Source organism: Nocardia sp. NPDC055002 (assembly GCF_053608825.1).
On the sequence record NZ_JBSGWE010000009.1, the window covers coordinates 159,341 to 176,493 of the forward strand.

General features: G+C 68.1%; 16 protein-coding genes. 7 read left to right on the forward strand and 9 right to left on the reverse strand.

Annotated elements, in window-relative coordinates; translation table 11 throughout:
* Positions 1–152 precede the first annotated feature (152 nt).
* Together ACWF99_RS29435 and ACWF99_RS29440 are read left to right on the forward strand one after the other, a co-directional pair.
* Complete coding sequence (locus tag ACWF99_RS29435; RefSeq protein WP_452537960.1) at positions 153–1,754, forward strand: phosphatase PAP2 family protein; 1,602 nt, start codon at positions 153–155, stop codon at positions 1,752–1,754.
* Positions 1,755–1,837: 83 nt separating this feature from the next.
* Positions 1,838–2,491: a nucleotidyltransferase domain-containing protein gene (locus ACWF99_RS29440; RefSeq protein ID WP_452537961.1), complete on the forward strand. Its 654-nt coding sequence runs from the start codon at positions 1,838–1,840 to the stop codon at positions 2,489–2,491.
* Between the two features lie 64 nt (positions 2,492–2,555).
* Here the strand turns inward: ACWF99_RS29440 and ACWF99_RS29445 are convergent, their stop codons facing one another.
* Positions 2,556–3,113 (reverse strand): hypothetical protein, encoded by a 558-nt coding sequence (locus ACWF99_RS29445; RefSeq protein WP_452537962.1) that lies wholly within the window; start codon positions 3,111–3,113, stop codon positions 2,556–2,558.
* On the opposite strand from ACWF99_RS29445, the gene ACWF99_RS29450 reads away from it, so the two are divergent.
* A complete protein-coding gene (locus tag ACWF99_RS29450; protein WP_452537963.1) occupies positions 3,097–3,345 on the forward strand; it encodes a hypothetical protein in 249 nt (82 codons plus the stop codon). The genes ACWF99_RS29445 and ACWF99_RS29450 overlap by 17 nt on opposite strands.
* 54 nt (positions 3,346–3,399) lie before the next feature.
* Here the strand turns inward: ACWF99_RS29450 and ACWF99_RS29455 are convergent, their stop codons facing one another.
* Together ACWF99_RS29455 and msrA are read right to left on the reverse strand one after the other, a co-directional pair.
* Entirely contained in the window at positions 3,400–4,425 is a 1,026-nt protein-coding gene (locus tag ACWF99_RS29455; RefSeq protein WP_452537964.1) for a hypothetical protein, read from the reverse strand.
* A gap of 108 nt (positions 4,426–4,533) precedes the next feature.
* A complete protein-coding gene (msrA, locus tag ACWF99_RS29460) occupies positions 4,534–5,049 on the reverse strand; it encodes a peptide-methionine (S)-S-oxide reductase MsrA (protein ID WP_378636487.1) in 516 nt (171 codons plus the stop codon).
* Positions 5,050–5,221: 172 nt separating this feature from the next.
* Between msrA and ACWF99_RS29465 the strand changes: the two genes are divergently transcribed.
* From ACWF99_RS29465 to ACWF99_RS29480, 4 genes are all read left to right on the forward strand, one after another.
* Entirely contained in the window at positions 5,222–5,686 is a 465-nt protein-coding gene (locus ACWF99_RS29465) for a carboxypeptidase-like regulatory domain-containing protein (RefSeq protein ID WP_378636484.1), read from the forward strand.
* A 114-nt stretch (positions 5,687–5,800) separates the two neighbouring features.
* Positions 5,801–7,756 carry a GMC family oxidoreductase gene (locus ACWF99_RS29470; protein ID WP_378636483.1) on the forward strand — a complete coding sequence of 652 codons (1,956 nt, stop codon included), beginning with the start codon at positions 5,801–5,803 and terminating at the stop codon, positions 7,754–7,756.
* Positions 7,757–7,851: 95 nt separating this feature from the next.
* On the forward strand, positions 7,852–8,319 hold the full coding sequence (locus ACWF99_RS29475; protein ID WP_378636480.1) for a MarR family winged helix-turn-helix transcriptional regulator: 468 nt from the start codon (positions 7,852–7,854) through the stop codon (positions 8,317–8,319).
* A gap of 132 nt (positions 8,320–8,451) precedes the next feature.
* Complete coding sequence (locus ACWF99_RS29480) at positions 8,452–9,915, forward strand: MFS transporter (RefSeq protein WP_452537965.1); 1,464 nt, start codon at positions 8,452–8,454, stop codon at positions 9,913–9,915.
* Positions 9,916–9,924: 9 nt separating this feature from the next.
* On the opposite strand, the gene ACWF99_RS29485 is transcribed toward ACWF99_RS29480, so the two are convergent.
* The 6 genes from ACWF99_RS29485 to ACWF99_RS29510 all read right to left on the reverse strand — a co-directional run bounded on the left by ACWF99_RS29485 (position 9,925) and on the right by ACWF99_RS29510 (position 17,109).
* Entirely contained in the window at positions 9,925–10,299 is a 375-nt protein-coding gene (locus ACWF99_RS29485) for a DUF742 domain-containing protein (protein ID WP_378636475.1), read from the reverse strand.
* Complete coding sequence (locus tag ACWF99_RS29490; protein ID WP_452537966.1) at positions 10,296–12,275, reverse strand: sensor histidine kinase; 1,980 nt, start codon at positions 12,273–12,275, stop codon at positions 10,296–10,298. The genes ACWF99_RS29485 and ACWF99_RS29490 overlap by 4 nt, the downstream gene beginning before the upstream one ends.
* 187 nt (positions 12,276–12,462) lie before the next feature.
* Complete coding sequence (locus tag ACWF99_RS29495; RefSeq protein WP_378636470.1) at positions 12,463–13,767, reverse strand: AAA domain-containing protein; 1,305 nt, start codon at positions 13,765–13,767, stop codon at positions 12,463–12,465.
* Positions 13,764–15,245, reverse strand: a complete 1,482-nt coding sequence (locus tag ACWF99_RS29500; RefSeq protein ID WP_452537967.1) for a hypothetical protein — start codon at positions 15,243–15,245, stop codon at positions 13,764–13,766. The genes ACWF99_RS29495 and ACWF99_RS29500 overlap by 4 nt, the downstream gene beginning before the upstream one ends.
* A complete protein-coding gene (locus tag ACWF99_RS29505; protein WP_378636466.1) occupies positions 15,242–16,327 on the reverse strand; it encodes a hypothetical protein in 1,086 nt (361 codons plus the stop codon). The genes ACWF99_RS29500 and ACWF99_RS29505 overlap by 4 nt, the downstream gene beginning before the upstream one ends.
* Complete coding sequence (locus tag ACWF99_RS29510; RefSeq protein WP_452537968.1) at positions 16,324–17,109, reverse strand: hypothetical protein; 786 nt, start codon at positions 17,107–17,109, stop codon at positions 16,324–16,326. Before ACWF99_RS29510 ends, ACWF99_RS29505 begins: the two co-directional genes overlap by 4 nt.
* Positions 17,110–17,153: the final 44 nt, after the last annotated feature.

The following is a 17,153-nucleotide window of genomic DNA, read 5'->3' on the forward strand; positions in this document are numbered from 1 at the left end:
GATCGCGGGCACCAACGTACGTCGGATCGGCGCCTCCGGCTCGGCCGGCGGGACCTGTCGACGCGGACAGCGCGGCCTTGCCATCGAGGGCGCACGGGTGGCGCTGTCCGTGTCCAAAGATCGTGACGCCCAACGGCGGTAGTGTTCTGGGTGTGAGTGAGTTGCCCCGAGCACGCTTCGGCCATGTCGCCCGGATGGACGACACGATGAGCCGGGCGGTGTCCCGAATTCCGGAATCGTCGGTCGATCGCGGCATGCTGCGGTTGACCCGGTCTGCCAACACCGGCGGTCTATGGCTGGCCGTGGCGGTGGCACTCGCGGTGCAGCCGGGTCCCCCGCGACGGGCGGCGTTGCGCGGCGTCATCGCGCTGGGTGGCAGCAGTTTCGTCGTCAACCTCGTGCTCAAGACCCTGATCCCGCGGCGGCGGCCGCCGGCCGAACTGATGCCGCTCGGCCGCAGGCTGGTCGCCGCGCCGGTGTCGTCGTCCTTCCCATCGGGCCACAGCGCCAATGCCGCCGCCTTCGCCACGGCCGTTGCCCTGGAGAGCCCGCGCGCCGCGCTCGCCGTCGCGCCGGTGGCCGCCGCCGTCGCCTACTCGCGCATCCACACCGGCGCGCACTGGCCGTCCGACGTGCTGGTCGGCGCCGGCGTCGGCACCGCTGTCGCTCTCACCACCCGCCGCTGGTGGCCGATTCGCGAATCCGACGAGGCCGACGCGCACGTCGTGCACGACGCGCCGATCCTCGCCGACGGCAAAGGTCTGCTGCTACTGGTGAATCCCCGCTCCGGCGACTCCTCCTACGACCCCACGGCGGACATCGCCGAAGCCCTGCCCGCCGCGACCCTGGTACGCACCGAACCCGGCCGTGACGCCGTCGAGGTGCTACAGGAAGCGGTCGACACCGCTGTCGCGACAGACGCCGACACCGCGGATCGCGCGGCGAGCGACCGCACCTCGGTCCTCGCGGTCGGCGCCGCGGGCGGAGACGGAACCATCGCCGCGGCCGCAGCTGTCGCGGTCCGCAACAACCTGCCCCTGGTCGTCATCCCCGCCGGCACCCTGAACCACTTCGCCCGCGACCTCGGCGTCTACGACCTGCGCGAGGTGGCCGATGCCACCGGCACCGGCGAGGCCGTCGAAGTCGACATCGCCGCAGTCGAACTCGACACCACCGACGGCCCCTACACCCACCATTGGATCAACACCGCGAGCATCGGCGCCTACCCCGAGCTGGTCCGCCTGCGCGAGAAGTGGGAAGACCGCTGGGGCAAGTGGCCCGCCTTCGCCGCCGCCCTCGTCGTCACCCTGCGCCGCGCGGAGCCGATCCACATCCGGCTCGACGACCGCTGGCACGACATGTGGTTCCTGTTCATCGGCAACGGCCCCTACCACCCGCACGGCGCTGTGCCCGCTTTCCGCTCCCGCCTCGACGAGGGTCTGCTCGACGTCCGCTGGCTCCGGGCCGACGTCCGGTTCTCCCGCACCCGCGCCGTCATCGCCCTGATGCTCGCCGCCATCGGGCACAGCCGCGTCTACGGCGAACGTCAGATGCACGAACTCACCGTCACCTCGAAAACCCCCGTCGCCGTCGCCGCCGACGGCGAAGTAGTGGGCATCGCCACCACTTTCCGTTTCTCCGTGGCGGGCCGGATCCCGGCCTACCGCCGCAACGAGGACAACCCCCGCTGGGAAAACCGCCCACGACCCCACCACCGCCGCCCCCTGGCCTGGCTCACCGACCGCCGACGCTGACTTCCTCACAAACCCGTCTCGTCTCGATCACCATCGCCCACAACAGCCTTGCGTCCCCGGCCGTGGGTATCGAGGATGGATAGATGAGCTCGCCGGACGGGGGACGTCCGATCACCGCAACCGAAGCCGCCCGCCGCTGGGACCCGTGGACCCCGAGCGTGGTCGCCGCCCGCCTCGCCACCTGCCCGGCCCCCTGGGCCGTCGCGGGCGGCTGGGCCCTCGACCTGTTCGCAGGCGCGATCTCCCGTGCCCATGACGACATCGAAATCACCGTCCCCCGAATGGATTTCCCCGAGATCGCGGCCGCTTTCCCAGAATACGAATGGGACGTCGTCGGCAGTGGCGAGCTCTGGCCCTATGCCCTGGCCGCGTCCTGCCCCGAACTCCATCAGACCTGGCTGCGCGACCCCTTCACCGGCGCCTTCCATCTCGACGTCTTCCGTGAACCGCACGACGGCGACACCTGGATCTGCCGCCGCGACCCCACGATCACTCTCTCCTACACCGAACTCATCCGCACCACGACCAACGGCATCCCCTATCTCGTCCCCGAGGTCGTGCTGCTGTTCAAGGCGAAAGCCAACCGCCCCAAGGACTACGCCGATTTCCTCCGCGTCCTCCCCCTGCTCCCCGAGTACCGGCTCACCCGGCTGAATTCCTGGCTGATCCAGCTCTACCCGGATCACCCGTGGCTGGCCGAGATCCGCGCGCCCGCCATCGTCCCCACCACGGATTAGACCGGACGAACAAGCGGCCGAGAACCAATAGTGCCGCCGAACCGGAATCGGACGGTCGCCGAATTCATTCGGTTGTTCGACACCACTCTCGTCGATAGTCGGCCCAATCCTGTGGCGTGGCAGCGAAATCCACGTATAGAGCCACACCGAAATTCGCTCGGCCGACATCGGTGTCGGTCAGGCCGAGGCGAATTCCCCGAACCGCGGCGGCAACGGTCTCGGCAGCACCGTGATGGCCTGGGTCGTCGGCCCAGAAGGCGGGTGCACCCATCAAGAGATCGACTCCGTCCGGGGTCACCTCGGCGGCGAGTCCGGTCTGCTGCGCCACATACCCGCTGTAGAGAGCTCGGGTAGGCATCGCCGTGTCATAGGACATCACCGCAACCTGATCGGCGCGACGGGCAACCTCGGCGAAATAGGCTTGGCTCCACCATTTTCCGTGATCGGCGAGAGCCAAACCCACCGAATGCAATCCGGGTAGCGGATCGATCAACTCCCCCTTGTCCGAGTCCCCCGATGCTACCGGCAGGTACCGACAAGCAAATTTCCGACAAATCACCCACCCGTGAAACACTGTGCGCCGCTGGATAATTGAATGGAGCACAATGAAATACGCCGTCACCCTCGGTTCCGCCGTCATCGCGGCCTTCGCGTTCGCGATCGCCACGCCGGCCGTCGCAGCAGCGCAGCCCTCGAACTGCCACGATTCCTACACCCCGTGCCTGCCCATCGTCAGCGATGTGGACTGTGAAGGCGGTAGCGGCAACGGCCCCGTCTATACCGGCCGCGTCACGGTGATCGGCCCCGACGACTACGGCCTCGACCGTGACGGAGACGGCATCGGCTGCGAGTGAACAGCACGAGGGGCGTGCGATGAACGACATCGCACGCCCCTCGGGATCAACTTCTCAGCGGTTGCCTTCAGGTCCCCAGCCCTGGTCACCGGGCTTGCCCAGATCAGGATTGTCCGGGTACCCGGGACCGCCATAACCCGGTCCACCCGTGCCCGGTCCACCCGGACCGCCCGTGCCCGGTCCACCGGTACCCGGACCGCCGTAACCGGGACCACCAGCGGGCCCGCCGTACCCGGGTCCACCTTCGGGGCCGCCGTAACCGGGACCACTGTAGCCGGGACCGCCGTAACCCTGTCCGCCTTCCGGACCGCCGTACCCCGGCTGCCCGCCGAATCCCGCTGCGGGCCCGCCGTATTGCTGCGGGTATCCCGGCTCCGGGGTCTTCGCCGCGCCGGCGACCGGCCCACCGGTGACAACCCGGTAGGCGTAGGTCGAGGCGATGATCGTCAACGGGATCGTGACGAGCAGGCCGAGACCGCACAGCAGCGCACCGACGATGTTGATACCGAACAGCGCCAGAGCCAGCAGCAGCAGCGTTCCCGCGTTGCTCGATATCGCCGAGAAACTCGACTTGATCGCGGTGACACCGTCCTGGTCACGGTCGATCACGAACTGCATCGTCCACCAGGTGAAGAACGCGACGACCAGGCCCGGCAGCACACACAGCAGCAGGCCGATGCCGGTCGCCAGACCGACCAGCAGGCCGGCGATGATCACCGCACCCACATTGGTGAACTGGAAGAACGACCCGAATCCGGGCTTGTTGCCATCGGTTTCGTGCAGCGAGCCACGCACGAATGCCGCCGAGATCAGATATCCGATCACCGTGCTCACGATGGTGCCGAGGATCTGCCAGAGCCCGAACCCGAAACTGACACCGCCGTCATAATCGGTGTCGCCGGAGTTTCCGAGCCCGAACAGGAAGCTGATCACCGCCTGGATCAGGAATGCGACGACCACCATCCCGATCCATACGAGCGCGTTGTCTTTGAATTTCGTCCACCCGTACCCGATGGCGTCACCGACACTGAGCGTCGGTCCCGCCGGGGGATAACCGGGTTGCTGCTGTCCATATGTCATCCGAATCGCTTCCCCTCATCGTTCGAGACGGCCGCTGCCGCTCATATGAGTACTCCGATCCGACGTCACGGTCACGCCGACACAGCCGATCATGACATATGGAAAACGCTACTTGCCGGTGTTCTCGCGCTTCGGGAGTTTCCAGCCGGGACGAGGAAAATGGCAGGTGTAGCCGTCGGGGTAGCGAATCAGGTAGTCCTGGTGCTCGGGCTCGGCGTCCCAGAACGTGCTCGCCGGGGTCACCTCGGTGACGACCTTGCCCGGCCACAGGCCCGAGGCGTCGACATCGGCGATGGTGTCGAGGGCGATGCGGCGCTGATCGTCGTCGAGATAGAAGATCGCGGAACGGTAACTGTCGCCGAGATCGTTGCCCTGGCGATCCTTGGTGGTCGGATCGTGGATCTGGAACAGGAACTCGAGCAACGCGCGATAGTCGGTCTGCGCCGGGTCGTATTCGATCTCGACGGCCTCGGCGTGGCCCGGGTGATTGCGGTAGGTCGGATTGTCGTTGGTCCCGCCGGTGTAACCGACCCTGGTGGCCAGTACGCCGGGCTGACGGCGGATCAGATCCTGCATGCCCCAGAAGCATCCACCGGCCAGAATCGCCTTACGAGTGTCGCTCACACATCCTCCTTCATGAGGGCTCAACGGTCGCACGAATCGGCCACAACCGCCTCTATGGAACACCGGTTTCAGTGCCGGAATTCCCGTCAGTATTGTTGCCGCCCGAGCGTTACCTCAGCAATGTCCACGTGCACTTTCAGGTCAGGCCAGGAAGTAGGAGGAAGACGGCGCGATGCCACGATTTGTCATTTCCCAGTGTTTGGCGATCGGATTGGCGGCAACAGCTCTGATGGGGACGGCGGCGACCGCCATGGGGGCTCACCCCGGCGCCGACGACTCGATCGCGCAGGACGCGGCGCCCTGCGAGGAACTACGACAGGCACGGCAGAACGGCCAGGGAGTCCGCGGGGCGAGCCCGGCGGCCGCGGGCCAGATCGACGCGGTGCTGATCACCGCGAAGCACCGCACGCCGATCGCGGGCGGCAAGATCGTCCTCACCGGCATCGACGCCTGTGGCGACAATATTCACCGGCACATGTCCACCGGCGCCAACGGGCAGGTGAGTTTCCGCGGACTACAGCCCGGGCGTTACCAGCTCACGGCCTACCGCAACGATTCGGCGACGCAGTCGGTCACCCGCGCCGATGTCGACCTGTCGACTCCGTCGCTCAAAACGATCCAGTTCACCGCCGACTGATCGAGGAGGCCGGGCCGGGCGTTAGCACCGCCCGGCCCGAAACCTGTTGACCCCCAGCGCGGTCGCGTGTCCCGTGATAGAAATCACCCCAGAGTGAAAAGGGGTGGTTTCCGCATGGAACCGACAGCCGAACAGCGGGCCGCGCTGGGCATGATCTGCGATACGTTTCTCCCTGGCGACGGGCGCGGATTGCCCGCCGCGACCGATATCGGCGCGGTCGACACGATCTTCCGCATCCTCGGGCGCAATCCTCGCGAAGCCGAGCAGAAGCAGCTGGCAACGCTGTTGGGACTGTGGGATTCTCGCCTCTTCGGCCTGTTCACCGGCAGCGGCTTGCGCCGGTTCTCCACGCTCTCGCAGGAGCAGCGCGAGGCAGCCCTGCTGCGCCTGGCCGACTCCGGCCTCGCCCCCGCCCGGGCGATCTTCCAGGCGCTCAAGCAGGCTTCCCTGCTCGCCTACAACGTGAGCCCCGGTCCCACCGGCACGAATCCACTGTGGGCGGAGATCGGCTACCCGGCGCCGGTCGGCCGGCTCGACACCGCCCCGAAGCCGCCGCTGTCACCGCTGCGGTTCACCGAATCCACCGCGCTCGAATGCGATGTGGTGGTGGTCGGCTCCGGCGCCGGTGGCGGTGCCGCCGCGGCGGTGCTGGCCGAAGCCGGCCTCGACGTGATCGTGCTCGAACGCGGAAACTATTACGACGACCAGGATTTCGGCGACGGCGAACTCGACGCGCTGACCAGCCTGTACGCGCCGGGACCCGCCGCCTCGGCGGAAGGCCAGATCACCCTCGTCGCGGGGACCTGCCTCGGCGGCGGCACCGTGGTCAACTGGAGCACCTCGCTGCCGACGCCCGACACGGTCCGTGCCGAGTGGGCCGAGACCGGCGTGCCGCAGTTCGCCGAGGACGAGTTCGGTGATGCGCTGGCCGCTGTACAGAAACGGATCAGCGTCACCGACAGCAAGTCACCGCTCTCGGCGCGCGACGGAATTCTCGAGCGCGGTGCGCGCGCGCTCGGCTGGGATGTGGACACCCTGCCGCGCAATGTCAGCGATGCCTGTGACGCCGGAATCGAGTGTGGGCGTTGCGGCTACGGCTGCCGCCTCGGCGCCAAGCAGTCGGCGACCAAGACCTGGCTCGCCGATGCGGCCGAGCACGGTGCGCGCCTGGTGGTCGACGCCGACGTCCGCGCGATCACGGTGAAAGCGGGCCGGGCCGAGTCGGTTTCGGCGGTCACCGCCTCCGGGGTGGAGATCACGGTGCGCGCCAAGGCGGTCGTGGTCGCCGCGGGCGCGATCCAGACACCGGCGCTGCTGCGACGATCCGGTCTGCGCAACAAGAACATCGGCCGGTATCTGCGCCTACACCCGGCCGCGGCGGTCTTCGGCGTCTTCGACGACGACGTCCGCCCGTGGGAAGGGGCGTTGCAGGCCCGCATCAGCAGGCACCACGCGAACCTCGACGGCAACGGCTACGGCGTGATCTACGAGACCGGCCCGGTCCATCCCGGTTTGGCCACCGGCTTCATGAGCTGGCGCGGCGCGGCGCAACATCGGGCCACCATGCTCGATTTCGCGCGCACGAACTCCATCGGCATCATCACCCGTGACCGCGACCCCGGCACCGTCTCGATCGACAAGTCCGGCGAACCGGTGGTGAAATACCAGCTGTCCGACTACGACGCCGCGCACCTGCACACCGGCATCGTCGGCGCCGCCTCCATCCTGGAAGCCGCAGGCGCGCAACGGATCTTCTCCGGCCATCAGGCGGGCATCTCCTTCGAACCGGGCACCCGCGGTTCGCTCGCCGAATTCGACGCCGCGGCGAAGAAGGCGGGCTACGGCCCCGGCCGCTGCTCGATGGGCGCCCTGCACATCATGGGCTCGGCCAGGATGGGCGGGACGCCGGAGCTCTCGGCGACCGACCCGGACGGCGCCACCTGGGATGTGCCGAACATCGTGGTGGCCGACGGGTCGAGCTTCCCCACCGCCCCCGGCGTGAACCCGATGGTCACCATCGAGGCGATCGGCTACATGAACGCGAAACGGCTCGCGGCCCGGCTGGGTTAGCGGTGTCGATGTGCAGCGGACACGTAGTGTGGTCGGTACACATATGGTGATCCACCGCGCGGCCGGGCCGGTGCGAATTCGCGGAAAGGGCTGAGATGGACAAGGCGACGCAGTTGGTCGAGTTCGAGACCATGCTCCTGGGTCGCCACAGCCTGAGATCGCGCCGGGGGCCCGACGCCATGGACCGCAGCGCCTATATCTTGCTGAGCCGGCTGCGGATGGGTGGAATGATGTCCATCGGGCAGCTCAGTGACGCACTGGGCTTGGATGCCTCGACTCTCAATCGGCAGACCGCGGCCATGATGCGGACCGGCGCGATCGAGCGGATGCCGGATCCCGAGGGCGGGATGGCGCGGAAGTTTCGGGTCACATCCAAGGGTGAGCGCCGGTTGAATGCCGAACGAGCCCTGATCGTCGACGCCCTGGATTCGATCCTCGAGGACTGGCCGGCCGAGGATATCGCCGCCTTCGCCGGCTACCTGCGACGATTCAACACCGACATCGAACGCCGGTCAGGGGAGTTCTGGCCGCGCCCGATCGCGGCCCTGCCCGCGGATCACTAGCGGGACTGCGACCTATGTCACGATTTCCCGATCGAGTTCGCGCGCCCAATAATGTGTACTATACACATCTGATGCAGTATGCATATCTTGTGCTCTGTACATAACTTGCGTGTTTGTCGATAGGAGCGGTACGTGGGGATCTCGAAAAAGACGGCACGACCCGGGGTGGTCGTCGGCGTCCTCGCCTTCGGCGGCACCGTCGCCGCGATTACGCAGACGGCGGTGGTGCCGATCATCGGTCAACTCCCGCAACTGCTCCACACCAGCGCCGCCGACGCGTCCTGGGTGATCACGGTGACGCTGCTGGTCGGAGCAGTGTTCACCCCGGTCGCCGGCAAGCTCGGTGACCTCTACGGAAAACACCGCATGCTGCTGGTCTCCGGTGGATTTCTGATCGTGGGCGCCGCGATCGCCGCCATGTCCTCCTCGCTGGTACCCATGCTGATCGGACGCGGAATCCAGGGCATGGGGGTCGGTTTGATCCCGTTGGGAATCAGCCTGATGCGCGATGTGCTTCCCGCGGAACGGCTGGGTTCCTCGATCGCGCTCATGAGCGCGTCGCTCGGGGTCGGTGGCGCGCTGGGTCTGCCGATATCGGCCGCGGTCGCGCAGTACGCGAGCTGGCGGGTCCTGTTCTGGGCCGCGGCGGCGCTGAGCGCACTGATCGTGGTGCTCATCGTGACCCTGGTTCCGGCCGAGGCGAAGCGCGGTGACGCGGGTGGACGGTTCGATTTCGTCGGTGCGGTGGGACTCGGCGCGGGACTGGTATTCCTGCTCCTTCCAGTGTCCAAGGGCGCCGGGTGGGGCTGGAGCAGTGCCACGACGCTCGGGCTGTTCGCCGCCTCGGCGGTGACCCTGGCCGCGTGGGGACGGTGGGAATTGCGGACTTCCGACCCGCTCGTCGATCTGCGCACCACGGCGCGACCGCAGGTGCTGCTGACCAATGCCGCGTCCGTCCTGGTCGGCTTCGCCATGTACGGCCAGGCGCTGATCGTGCCGCAGTTGATGCAGTTGCCCTCGGCCACCGGCCACGGCATGGGACAAACCATGCTGGGTATGGGTCTGTGGATGGCGCCGGGCGGCTTGATGATGATGGCGTTGTCCCCGGCGGGCGCGAAACTGTCGGCCGCACGCGGACCCAAGGTCACCCTCGCGGTCGGGGCGCTGATCATCGCCATCGGCTATGGCTCGTCGGTCGCGCTGATGGGTTCGACCTGGGGTCTGATGGCGATGGTCTGCATCACCAACATCGGTGTCGGCCTGGCCTACGGCGCCATGCCCGCCCTGATCATGGGTGCGGTGCCGCTGTCGGAAACCGCCTCCGCCAACAGCATCAATACGCTGATGCGCTCGCTCGGTACGTCGGTGTCGGCGGCCGTTGTGGGTGTGGTGCTGGCGAATATGACGACCGACTTCGCCGGGCACGCCGTGCCGTCGGAGACCGGGTTCCATGTCGGCCTGCTGATCGGCGCCGCTGTAGCGCTCGTGGCGGCCGGTATCGCGATGACCATTCCACGCCGACCGGCCGAGCCCGCCGATCTCGATACCGAACTCGCGACACTGTCGGCGCAGCCGGTATCGGTGGCGAAAGCCTGACGACCTGGCCTAGGACCGTTTGATCCCGGCGAGCACCGCCCGTAGGACGTCCAGGTCCGGGGCGGTGCTCATCTGGTTTCGCGGCCCCCGAGCGTGGAGCCGGCCCTCGTCGATCAGGTCGCCGATGAGCAGCTTCGTCGAGGTCAGGGGTAGGTGCAGGTGGGCGGAGACCTCCGCGACCGACAGTGGCGTGCGGCACAACTCGACGATCAGGTCGTATTCGGGAGCGAGCAGGCGTGAGCGGGCACCCGAGCGCGCGGCGACGAGCAGGGTGGTGAGCTCGAGGTCGGGGCGCTGCGCCTTGGCGCGCCCGCCGGTGACGGCGTACAGGCGCACCAGCGGACCAGCTTCGTCCTCGTACCAGTGTTCGCGCTCGTCGCTCATGGTCGCGGCGAGACAGCGGGGAACTGGCCGGAGATCGCCGACTCGGGATCGGACGCCTCGGCCAGTGCCGACGGGATCAGCACCACGACCCGCACGCCGCCGTAGACCGATTCCGACAGCCGCACCGAAATGCCGTGCCTGCCCGCCAGCGTGGCCACCACGAACAGTCCGAGCCGCGAGGTTCCGGCCAGCGTGCCCACGCTGAACGCGGGCGGGTCGGCCAGCATCGCGTTGCGTTCGGCCACATCGCTTTCCGACATGCCCAGCCCCTGGTCGACGACCTCCACCGCGACCCCACGACCGACCACGATCCCCGACACCACGACCTGGGTCTCGGGTGGGGAGAAGGCGGTCGCGTTGTCCATCAGCTCGGCGAGCAGGTGGATCACGTCAGCGACGGCGTGCCCCGAGACGCGCACATCCGGCATCTGCTTGGCCGCGATCCTGGTGTAGTCCAGGCTTTCCGCGATCGCGCCGCGCACCAGCTCGAGCAGCGGGACCGGCTTGCGCCACCGACGGCCCGGCTGTTCGCCGCCGAGGATGATGAGGTTCTCGGCGTTGCGCCGGGCCCGGGTGGCCAGATGGTCGAGCTGGAACAGCAGATCGAGCTGATCAGCGTTGCTCTCGTCGCGCTCGGCGCGGTCGAGCAGCGCGAGCTGACGGTGCACCACCACCTGGCTGCGGTGCGCGATGTCGAGGAAGACGGTACTGATCCCCGCCTTGGTCTGTGCCTCGGCGACGGCGGCCGACATCGCGGCAACGTGGGCGCGGTTGAACGCCGCGGCCACCTGGCCGAGCTCGTCGGTACCGAAGTCCAGGCTCGAACCCTCCGCCGCGGTGTCGACGGTCTCCCCCGTCGCGACCCGGCGCATCACCTCCGGCAGCCGCTCGTCGGCGAGTTCGAGGGTGTCGTGGCGCAATCGGTGCATCCGCGCGATGAACCGGTTCGCCATCACCAGCGCGACGAGGAAGGCGGCCACCGCGGCGAGCGCGATCAGCGCACCGCCCAGCAGCGCGCTGCCGGTGTCGCGTTCGCCCTGCTCTCTGGCGATGACGTGGGCGTCCCCGCTCTGGTCTTCCCACAGTTTCTGCAAGGCCAGGCCGACGTGCTTGGACGCGTCCTGCCAGTCGGCCAGACCGATCGGGAGCCCGGCCTCCCCGTCGCGTACGGATATCGGTCCGCGCAGCAGGATGGCGTCCTGCATCGCGATGACCTGCTGCCACTGCGGGCTCGCGGTGATCTCCGAGAGCTGCGCCAGGCGGCGGCCTTTCAGCACCGTCGCGGAATAGGCCGCCTCGCCGCGGAATTCGCCGATCCGACGGCCGAAGTCGACCAGCTGGGCAGCGCTCATCTCGCCGGTGGTCACTGCGACGGAGCCGAGAGTGTCGGCTTGTGACAGCGCTTCCGCCGCACGCAATTGTTCTACGGCGTAGCCCAATTCGATGCCGACCTTCGCCTCGGGCGCGACCCGGGCGGCCAGCATCGACGCGGCGATGATCGTGCCGATCACCCCGGTGTAGAACCCGAATACCTCGTCGCTGGAAATCCGCAGGAATTCCACGCCGGTGCGCACGGTCGGCACCATGGAGAACAGCTTGTTGTATCCCTCGATGTCCTCGCGGGAACCATCGGGATTCAGCGCGCGAGCCGCGTCGCCTTTCGCGATCACCGCCGCGAGCGCCTCGTCGGAACGCTGCTTGGCGGTGGCCAGCGCGGGCGCCGACGACACGTCACCGGCCAGCCGCAACAGCGACAGCCTGCGCTCTTCCTGGAATGCCGACACCATGAGAATCGCGGGCCCGGTGGTACTGCTCGCCAATTCGGCCCAGTCGGTGGAATTCCTGGCCGAATTCACCAGATAGACGGCTCCGCCACCACCGACCACCAACAGCATGACACTGGAGATGAGCACCATCGACAACAACCGGATACGCACACTGACCCGGCCACGAACACCGGTACGCCTGATCTTCAAATCTGAAATCTTTCCGCTCCCCGGAACGCCCCGGCGCCCCGCTGCGTGCCGGTGCCGCTAATGGGCCACCCACCACGCGTGTCTCGCCGTGAGACTAACCGACGGCCCGAGCGTGCGCGCGAAGTCGCGAATTGTCGAAACACAGGGTGTATCAGGCTAACTCGCAGCATCTGAACGGCCGGTGCGTTTATAGCGCCGCCGCTCGCACCCGATGGCCCGACAGATGACTCAGCACCGCTTGATTCGCCTCCCAGCCGTCGGGGAACTTCACCGGCACCCCGAGGTGTACCGGGTCGGCGGAGGGGTGGGCGTCGAGGAGTTCGGGGATGCCGGCGCGGCCGACGAGGATGCAGGCGTGGCGGTGCCGGGAGGCCAGCACACACAGCCGCCCCGCCTCGAGGTGGAAGGCGCTGGCGTCGCGGCGGCCCGAGAGTGGGTGCAGCACCAGGGTGACGTCGTACTCGCGACCCTGGAGCCGGTTGGCGGTGTCGACGGTGACGGGTTCGGCGCAGGTGCCGCGCAAGGCGGTGCGGATGGCGTCGGCCTGGTCGCGGTGCGCGGTGCCGATCGCGACCCGCTCGGTGGTCACCGGGTGGCTGCCGGATTCGGAGTGGGCGGTGGCGCCGCGTTCGATCAGCCGGGCCGCGATCGCCGCGATCGCGGCGACGGCGTCACGGTCGGTGCGCAGGGTGTGCCGGGCAGGCAGTTCGTACCAGCCCCAACCGGATTCGGCCGCCTCCTCCAGTACCGCGTCGACCGGCCCACCCAGGCCGCGGGTCGTGAAATCCATGCGCCGGTCGCCGAATCCGGTACCGGACTGGAATTCGGTGAAGGGGTAGAACGCCTTCGACACCACCGGTGCGGCGGTGGCGGGAAGCCGCCAGGACACCGGCAGCCGATGGGTGGGGATGTGGTCGTTGTTGGCCAGCATCACGCTGACCGCGCTCATCGTCGGATCCCAGGTGAGACCGGCCCAGCGCGCGGTTTCGACGGTCGCGAACGGGTCGAGCTGTCCCGGGTCGCCGACGAACAGGCCGCGATCGAACCGATTCGCGATGCGCAACAACATGTCCGAGCGCATCTGGTAGGCCTCGTCGATGATCGCGTGCGACCAGCTGCCCTCGGTGATGGTGGCCCACTTGGCCGCGGTGCCGATGACGATGGTGCGGTCGGCGAGGTCGCCGGGTTGCTTGGCGACCCGGACATTGCCGTGCCGATCTACCCGATCGCTCACGACGTAGGCCGCGCTGGACAGCCGCCCGATCCGCAGTGCGGGGTCGGCGGCGGCCAACCGGTCGATGAGGTCGTCGACCTGCTCGTTGGTCTGGGCGACGATCATCCGCTGGTCGCCGTCCTCGGCGAGCTGGCGAGCCGCGCGCACCACCAGCGTCGACTTGCCCGCTCCCGGTGGGGAGTCGACGACGATTGCGCGATGGCTCTCGTCGCGCAGGTCGGTGAGAATTCCGGCGACGGCCTCGTCCGGTGTGGTCACTGGAGTTCGTCCCCCTCCTCGTCGGTCGGCGGGGTCCATTCCGGCGGCGGACCTCCGTGGGTCCACGGCGTCTCCTCGCGCGCGGGCAGATTCAGCATCCCGTTGAACGGTGCCGGTTTGAAGCGGGCGAAACCGAGGTCATCGCCTTCCTCGGGAACACTGCCCGGCTCGGCGACGAGTTTGCGCCCCATTCCGCCGGACAGTTCGAGAACGATCGTGTCACCGTCGATCTCGACGACGAGCCCCGACTGTTTCGGCCGCTCGACACAGGTCAGCTCTTCCCCGACCGCGGCGATGAACGGATCGGCGGTCCGAATATGGATGTGCGGGCGCAGTTTCGGGCGCGATCCCGAACGATCGAGGCGCTCGGGCTCACTGTGGGTGACGGTGCCGCGGAACGCCGCTCCGCTGACACGGTGCTCGAGCATGCGCAGCGGATCATCGAAAGCGCACTGCCCCTGCAGGGCTTCCAGCGCCCGTTCCCGCTCCAGCAGTCTGCGCACCGCCGGAACGGCGGAATCGCGGCGGGCCTGCGGAACACCCTCCGCGACATCGGCGGCGAAGCGGGAGAACGCACCGCGATCATCGGTCCACCGGTTCTCCACGCTGGCGCCTTCGGGCAGTGCGCTCAGCAGCTCGATCGAACGCCACATCAGCTGCCAGGTGGGTTCGAGCTGGCCACGCAGCGAGCGCTCGAGTCGTTCGGCCGCGACAGATCTGGCTGAGTCGTCGAGTGCGGCGTTGTAGGCGGCGATCAGCGGCGCGAGTTCCTCGTTGTCGAATCCGGGATCGGTGGCCGGACCCGCGGGCGGCGACAGCAGCGGGTCCTCTGCCAGGACAGCGGCTTCCGCGCCGGTCAACCCGGGCGGCGGGTCGATCCAGCCGAGCAGGGCCGCGAGATTGCCGTCTTCGAGGCTGGACTGGCCCGACGCCCAATGCGACGACAGCACGGTCGTCATCGCGGGCAACACCGCCGACCCGGGATGTTCGGCGCGATCACCGAACCAGGTGAGCCAGCGCCCGAGCAGCGGAATCGACTCCGGTACGGGGTTGTCCCCATCGGTCCGGTGAAACCGCACCGAACGCCCCAGCAGCTTCAGGAAATTCACGCCGCCGGGGTTCGGCGTCCACATCTGGGGCGCGTCGAGACACCGCGTGTAGGTCTCACCCGCCTTACTGGTGAGCTCCTCGGTCTCGACGAGAAACATCGAGAGATAGGGCAGCACAACATCGGCCAGTTGCTCGATGAACCGCAGCCGCAGCACGCGGTCGCGCGGCTGCGGCACCGTCAGCACGTTCTGGCCGTCGGCCGAGGTGCCGATCATGATCGCCACCGGCGCCGCTGCTTCCCCCGCCAGCCGTAACGGCACCGCGACCAGCGGCCGCTCGGCGAGGTGGATGTGGCGCACCGCCGCGGTCGCCTGCGCGCGGCCGGCCCGGACGGCCTCGGCCTTGGCCAGGGCCGCCAGGACGCTCATCCGGCGATCTCCCACCGCAGCCGATGGGCGGTCCGCAGCATGGCGGTGATGTCGGCGTGCTCGGGGCCGGGTTCCAGCGTTCCGTCGGCCAGGCCGAGGACCGTGTGGATGTTCTCGATGCCACCGACCACATCGCACACCCCGCGACCCAGCGCGTCCACCGAGCCGCAGGTGCGGGCCTCGTCGCGGCAGGCGAACGCGAGCTCGCAGCTCGACATGCACTCGGGCGCGTAGCGAGCCGGGATGGCGGCGATCGTCTTCTCGAGGTTCTCCCCCGGCGCGAAGGTGGCCTCGGGTGGCAGCAGGTCGAGCAGCTCGGGAATCGCGGTGAGCCGGGTCAATTGGCGCGAGACCGTGGCGAGTTGCTTGCGCAGATCGACGAGTTCAGCGGTGGGCCGATTCGAGAAGTCCTTCGCGCAGACCAGAATCACATTGTGCGACACGATCTCCGGTGACTCGCCGATCTCGGCCATCAGCTCACGCAAAGCGATCACGTACACCGCGGACTGACGCGCGGCGGCCGCCACCTGCGCCGGATCCGCCTGCCCGTCGATCACCGGGAAAGCCTTGACCTCCACCACATGGAACTTGCCGTCCAACTGCACGGCCACCACATCGGGTTCCAGATAGGCCGTCGCGCCGGCGATATCGAGCCGCAGCATCGGGTGGTCGAACAGGGTGCCGTCGCCCGCCGCGATCGCGCTCTTCAGCAATTGCCTGGTGCGTTGATAGCGCACCGCGTTGCCGGTGTTCTCCCCCACCGAATTCAGGTCGTGGTAGGCGACTTCGGGAATCGTGAGTCCGAGTTTGTCACGCAGCAGGGCGAGCAGTTCCGCGCAACCGTTCGCCTTCACCATCGCCTCGAAAGCGTTGCCGCGCGTAATGGCGAACTGGGACTGACCGAATTGTGGCGGGAATCCCAGTGATTGGGCGATCACGGTCTTGTCCACCGCGGCCGCGTCGAGCAGGGCGCGGCGGGCACATCCGGGATTGGCCGTCAGCGCGGCGATGGTGCGGGCATTGTGCCTGGTCGCGGGGGCTTCGCCGCGCAACTCGTCCAACTGTGCTGCGAGAGTGCTCATTTCACCTCGATTCGTCGCCGATCGGCTACGCCGAGCCGAACACCGAATAGTTGTGCGGCCGGATCCGCCAGCTGATCCGCCGCCCGACGCGCGGCCGAATTGCGCTGCCTCGCGTCCTCGTCCTCGTGCACCGCGAGCTCACGCTGCGCGGCCTCGATCACCTTCGCCGGGTCGAGCGAGTCCGGGGCGGTGGAGATGCCAGGAATCGACACGGCGAGCCGCCACAGTACGCGCAAACCCGACGTTTCCCCCGCAGGCTGCGCCGAAAGATGTTCGGCCAAGCGAATAGCCGACACCAGCAGCCCGACCCGTGGACTCAACGGGCCGACCATCCGCCGTTCCAGCGGCCACGAACTCACCGCCATCAGACCGCGCGCGGGAGCGAGCAGATCGGTGGTGAGCGCCGCGCACAGGTAGTACGGGCGGGCGTACGGCGCCGACCGGAAGGACCGCTCCTCGTCACGGCGCAGGCTCGTCAGCCGGGCGGGCAGCAGCTCGCCGGAGAAGAACGCGTCATGGGTAGCGAGCACCAATTTCGGCGACGACGGTACCGACAGCAAGGTCAGCGCGCGATGTACGTGTTCACGCACCGGCACCCCCGGCGCCTCCGACGCCTCTTCCGGCATCGAACCGAGAACCGCCGCGTCCCAGGCCAACTCTGCCCTGCGCAGTTCGGCGCGCAATTGCCGCGCCCCGGCCCGGTCCCCACCGGCGGCCGCCCGTCGCACCTCGGCCCGCAAACCGGAGATGCGCACCTCCAGCTCCTCGGCCGAGTCCGTCACGAGTCGGAGCGTATCCACAGCTACCAGTATTGTCCAGTAATTCC

Excerpts from the sequence above, each read along its gene's own strand:
- ACWF99_RS29470 (WP_378636483.1), top strand. The coding sequence starts at position 5,801 with ATGGAACCGACAGCCGAACAGCGGGCCGCGCTGGGCATGATCTGCGAT.
- ACWF99_RS29440 (WP_452537961.1), top strand. The coding sequence starts at position 1,838 with ATGAGCTCGCCGGACGGGGGACGTCCGATCACCGCAACCGAAGCCGCC.
- ACWF99_RS29475 (WP_378636480.1), top strand. The coding sequence starts at position 7,852 with ATGGACAAGGCGACGCAGTTGGTCGAGTTCGAGACCATGCTCCTGGGT.
- ACWF99_RS29485 (WP_378636475.1), bottom strand. The coding sequence starts at position 10,299 with ATGAGCGACGAGCGCGAACACTGGTACGAGGACGAAGCTGGTCCGCTG.
- ACWF99_RS29455 (WP_452537964.1), bottom strand. The coding sequence starts at position 4,425 with ATGACATATGGACAGCAGCAACCCGGTTATCCCCCGGCGGGACCGACG.
- ACWF99_RS29450 (WP_452537963.1), top strand. The coding sequence starts at position 3,097 with ATGAAATACGCCGTCACCCTCGGTTCCGCCGTCATCGCGGCCTTCGCG.
- ACWF99_RS29500 (WP_452537967.1), bottom strand. The coding sequence starts at position 15,245 with ATGAGCGTCCTGGCGGCCCTGGCCAAGGCCGAGGCCGTCCGGGCCGGC.
- ACWF99_RS29505 (WP_378636466.1), bottom strand. The coding sequence starts at position 16,327 with ATGAGCACTCTCGCAGCACAGTTGGACGAGTTGCGCGGCGAAGCCCCC.
- ACWF99_RS29465 (WP_378636484.1), top strand. The coding sequence starts at position 5,222 with ATGCCACGATTTGTCATTTCCCAGTGTTTGGCGATCGGATTGGCGGCA.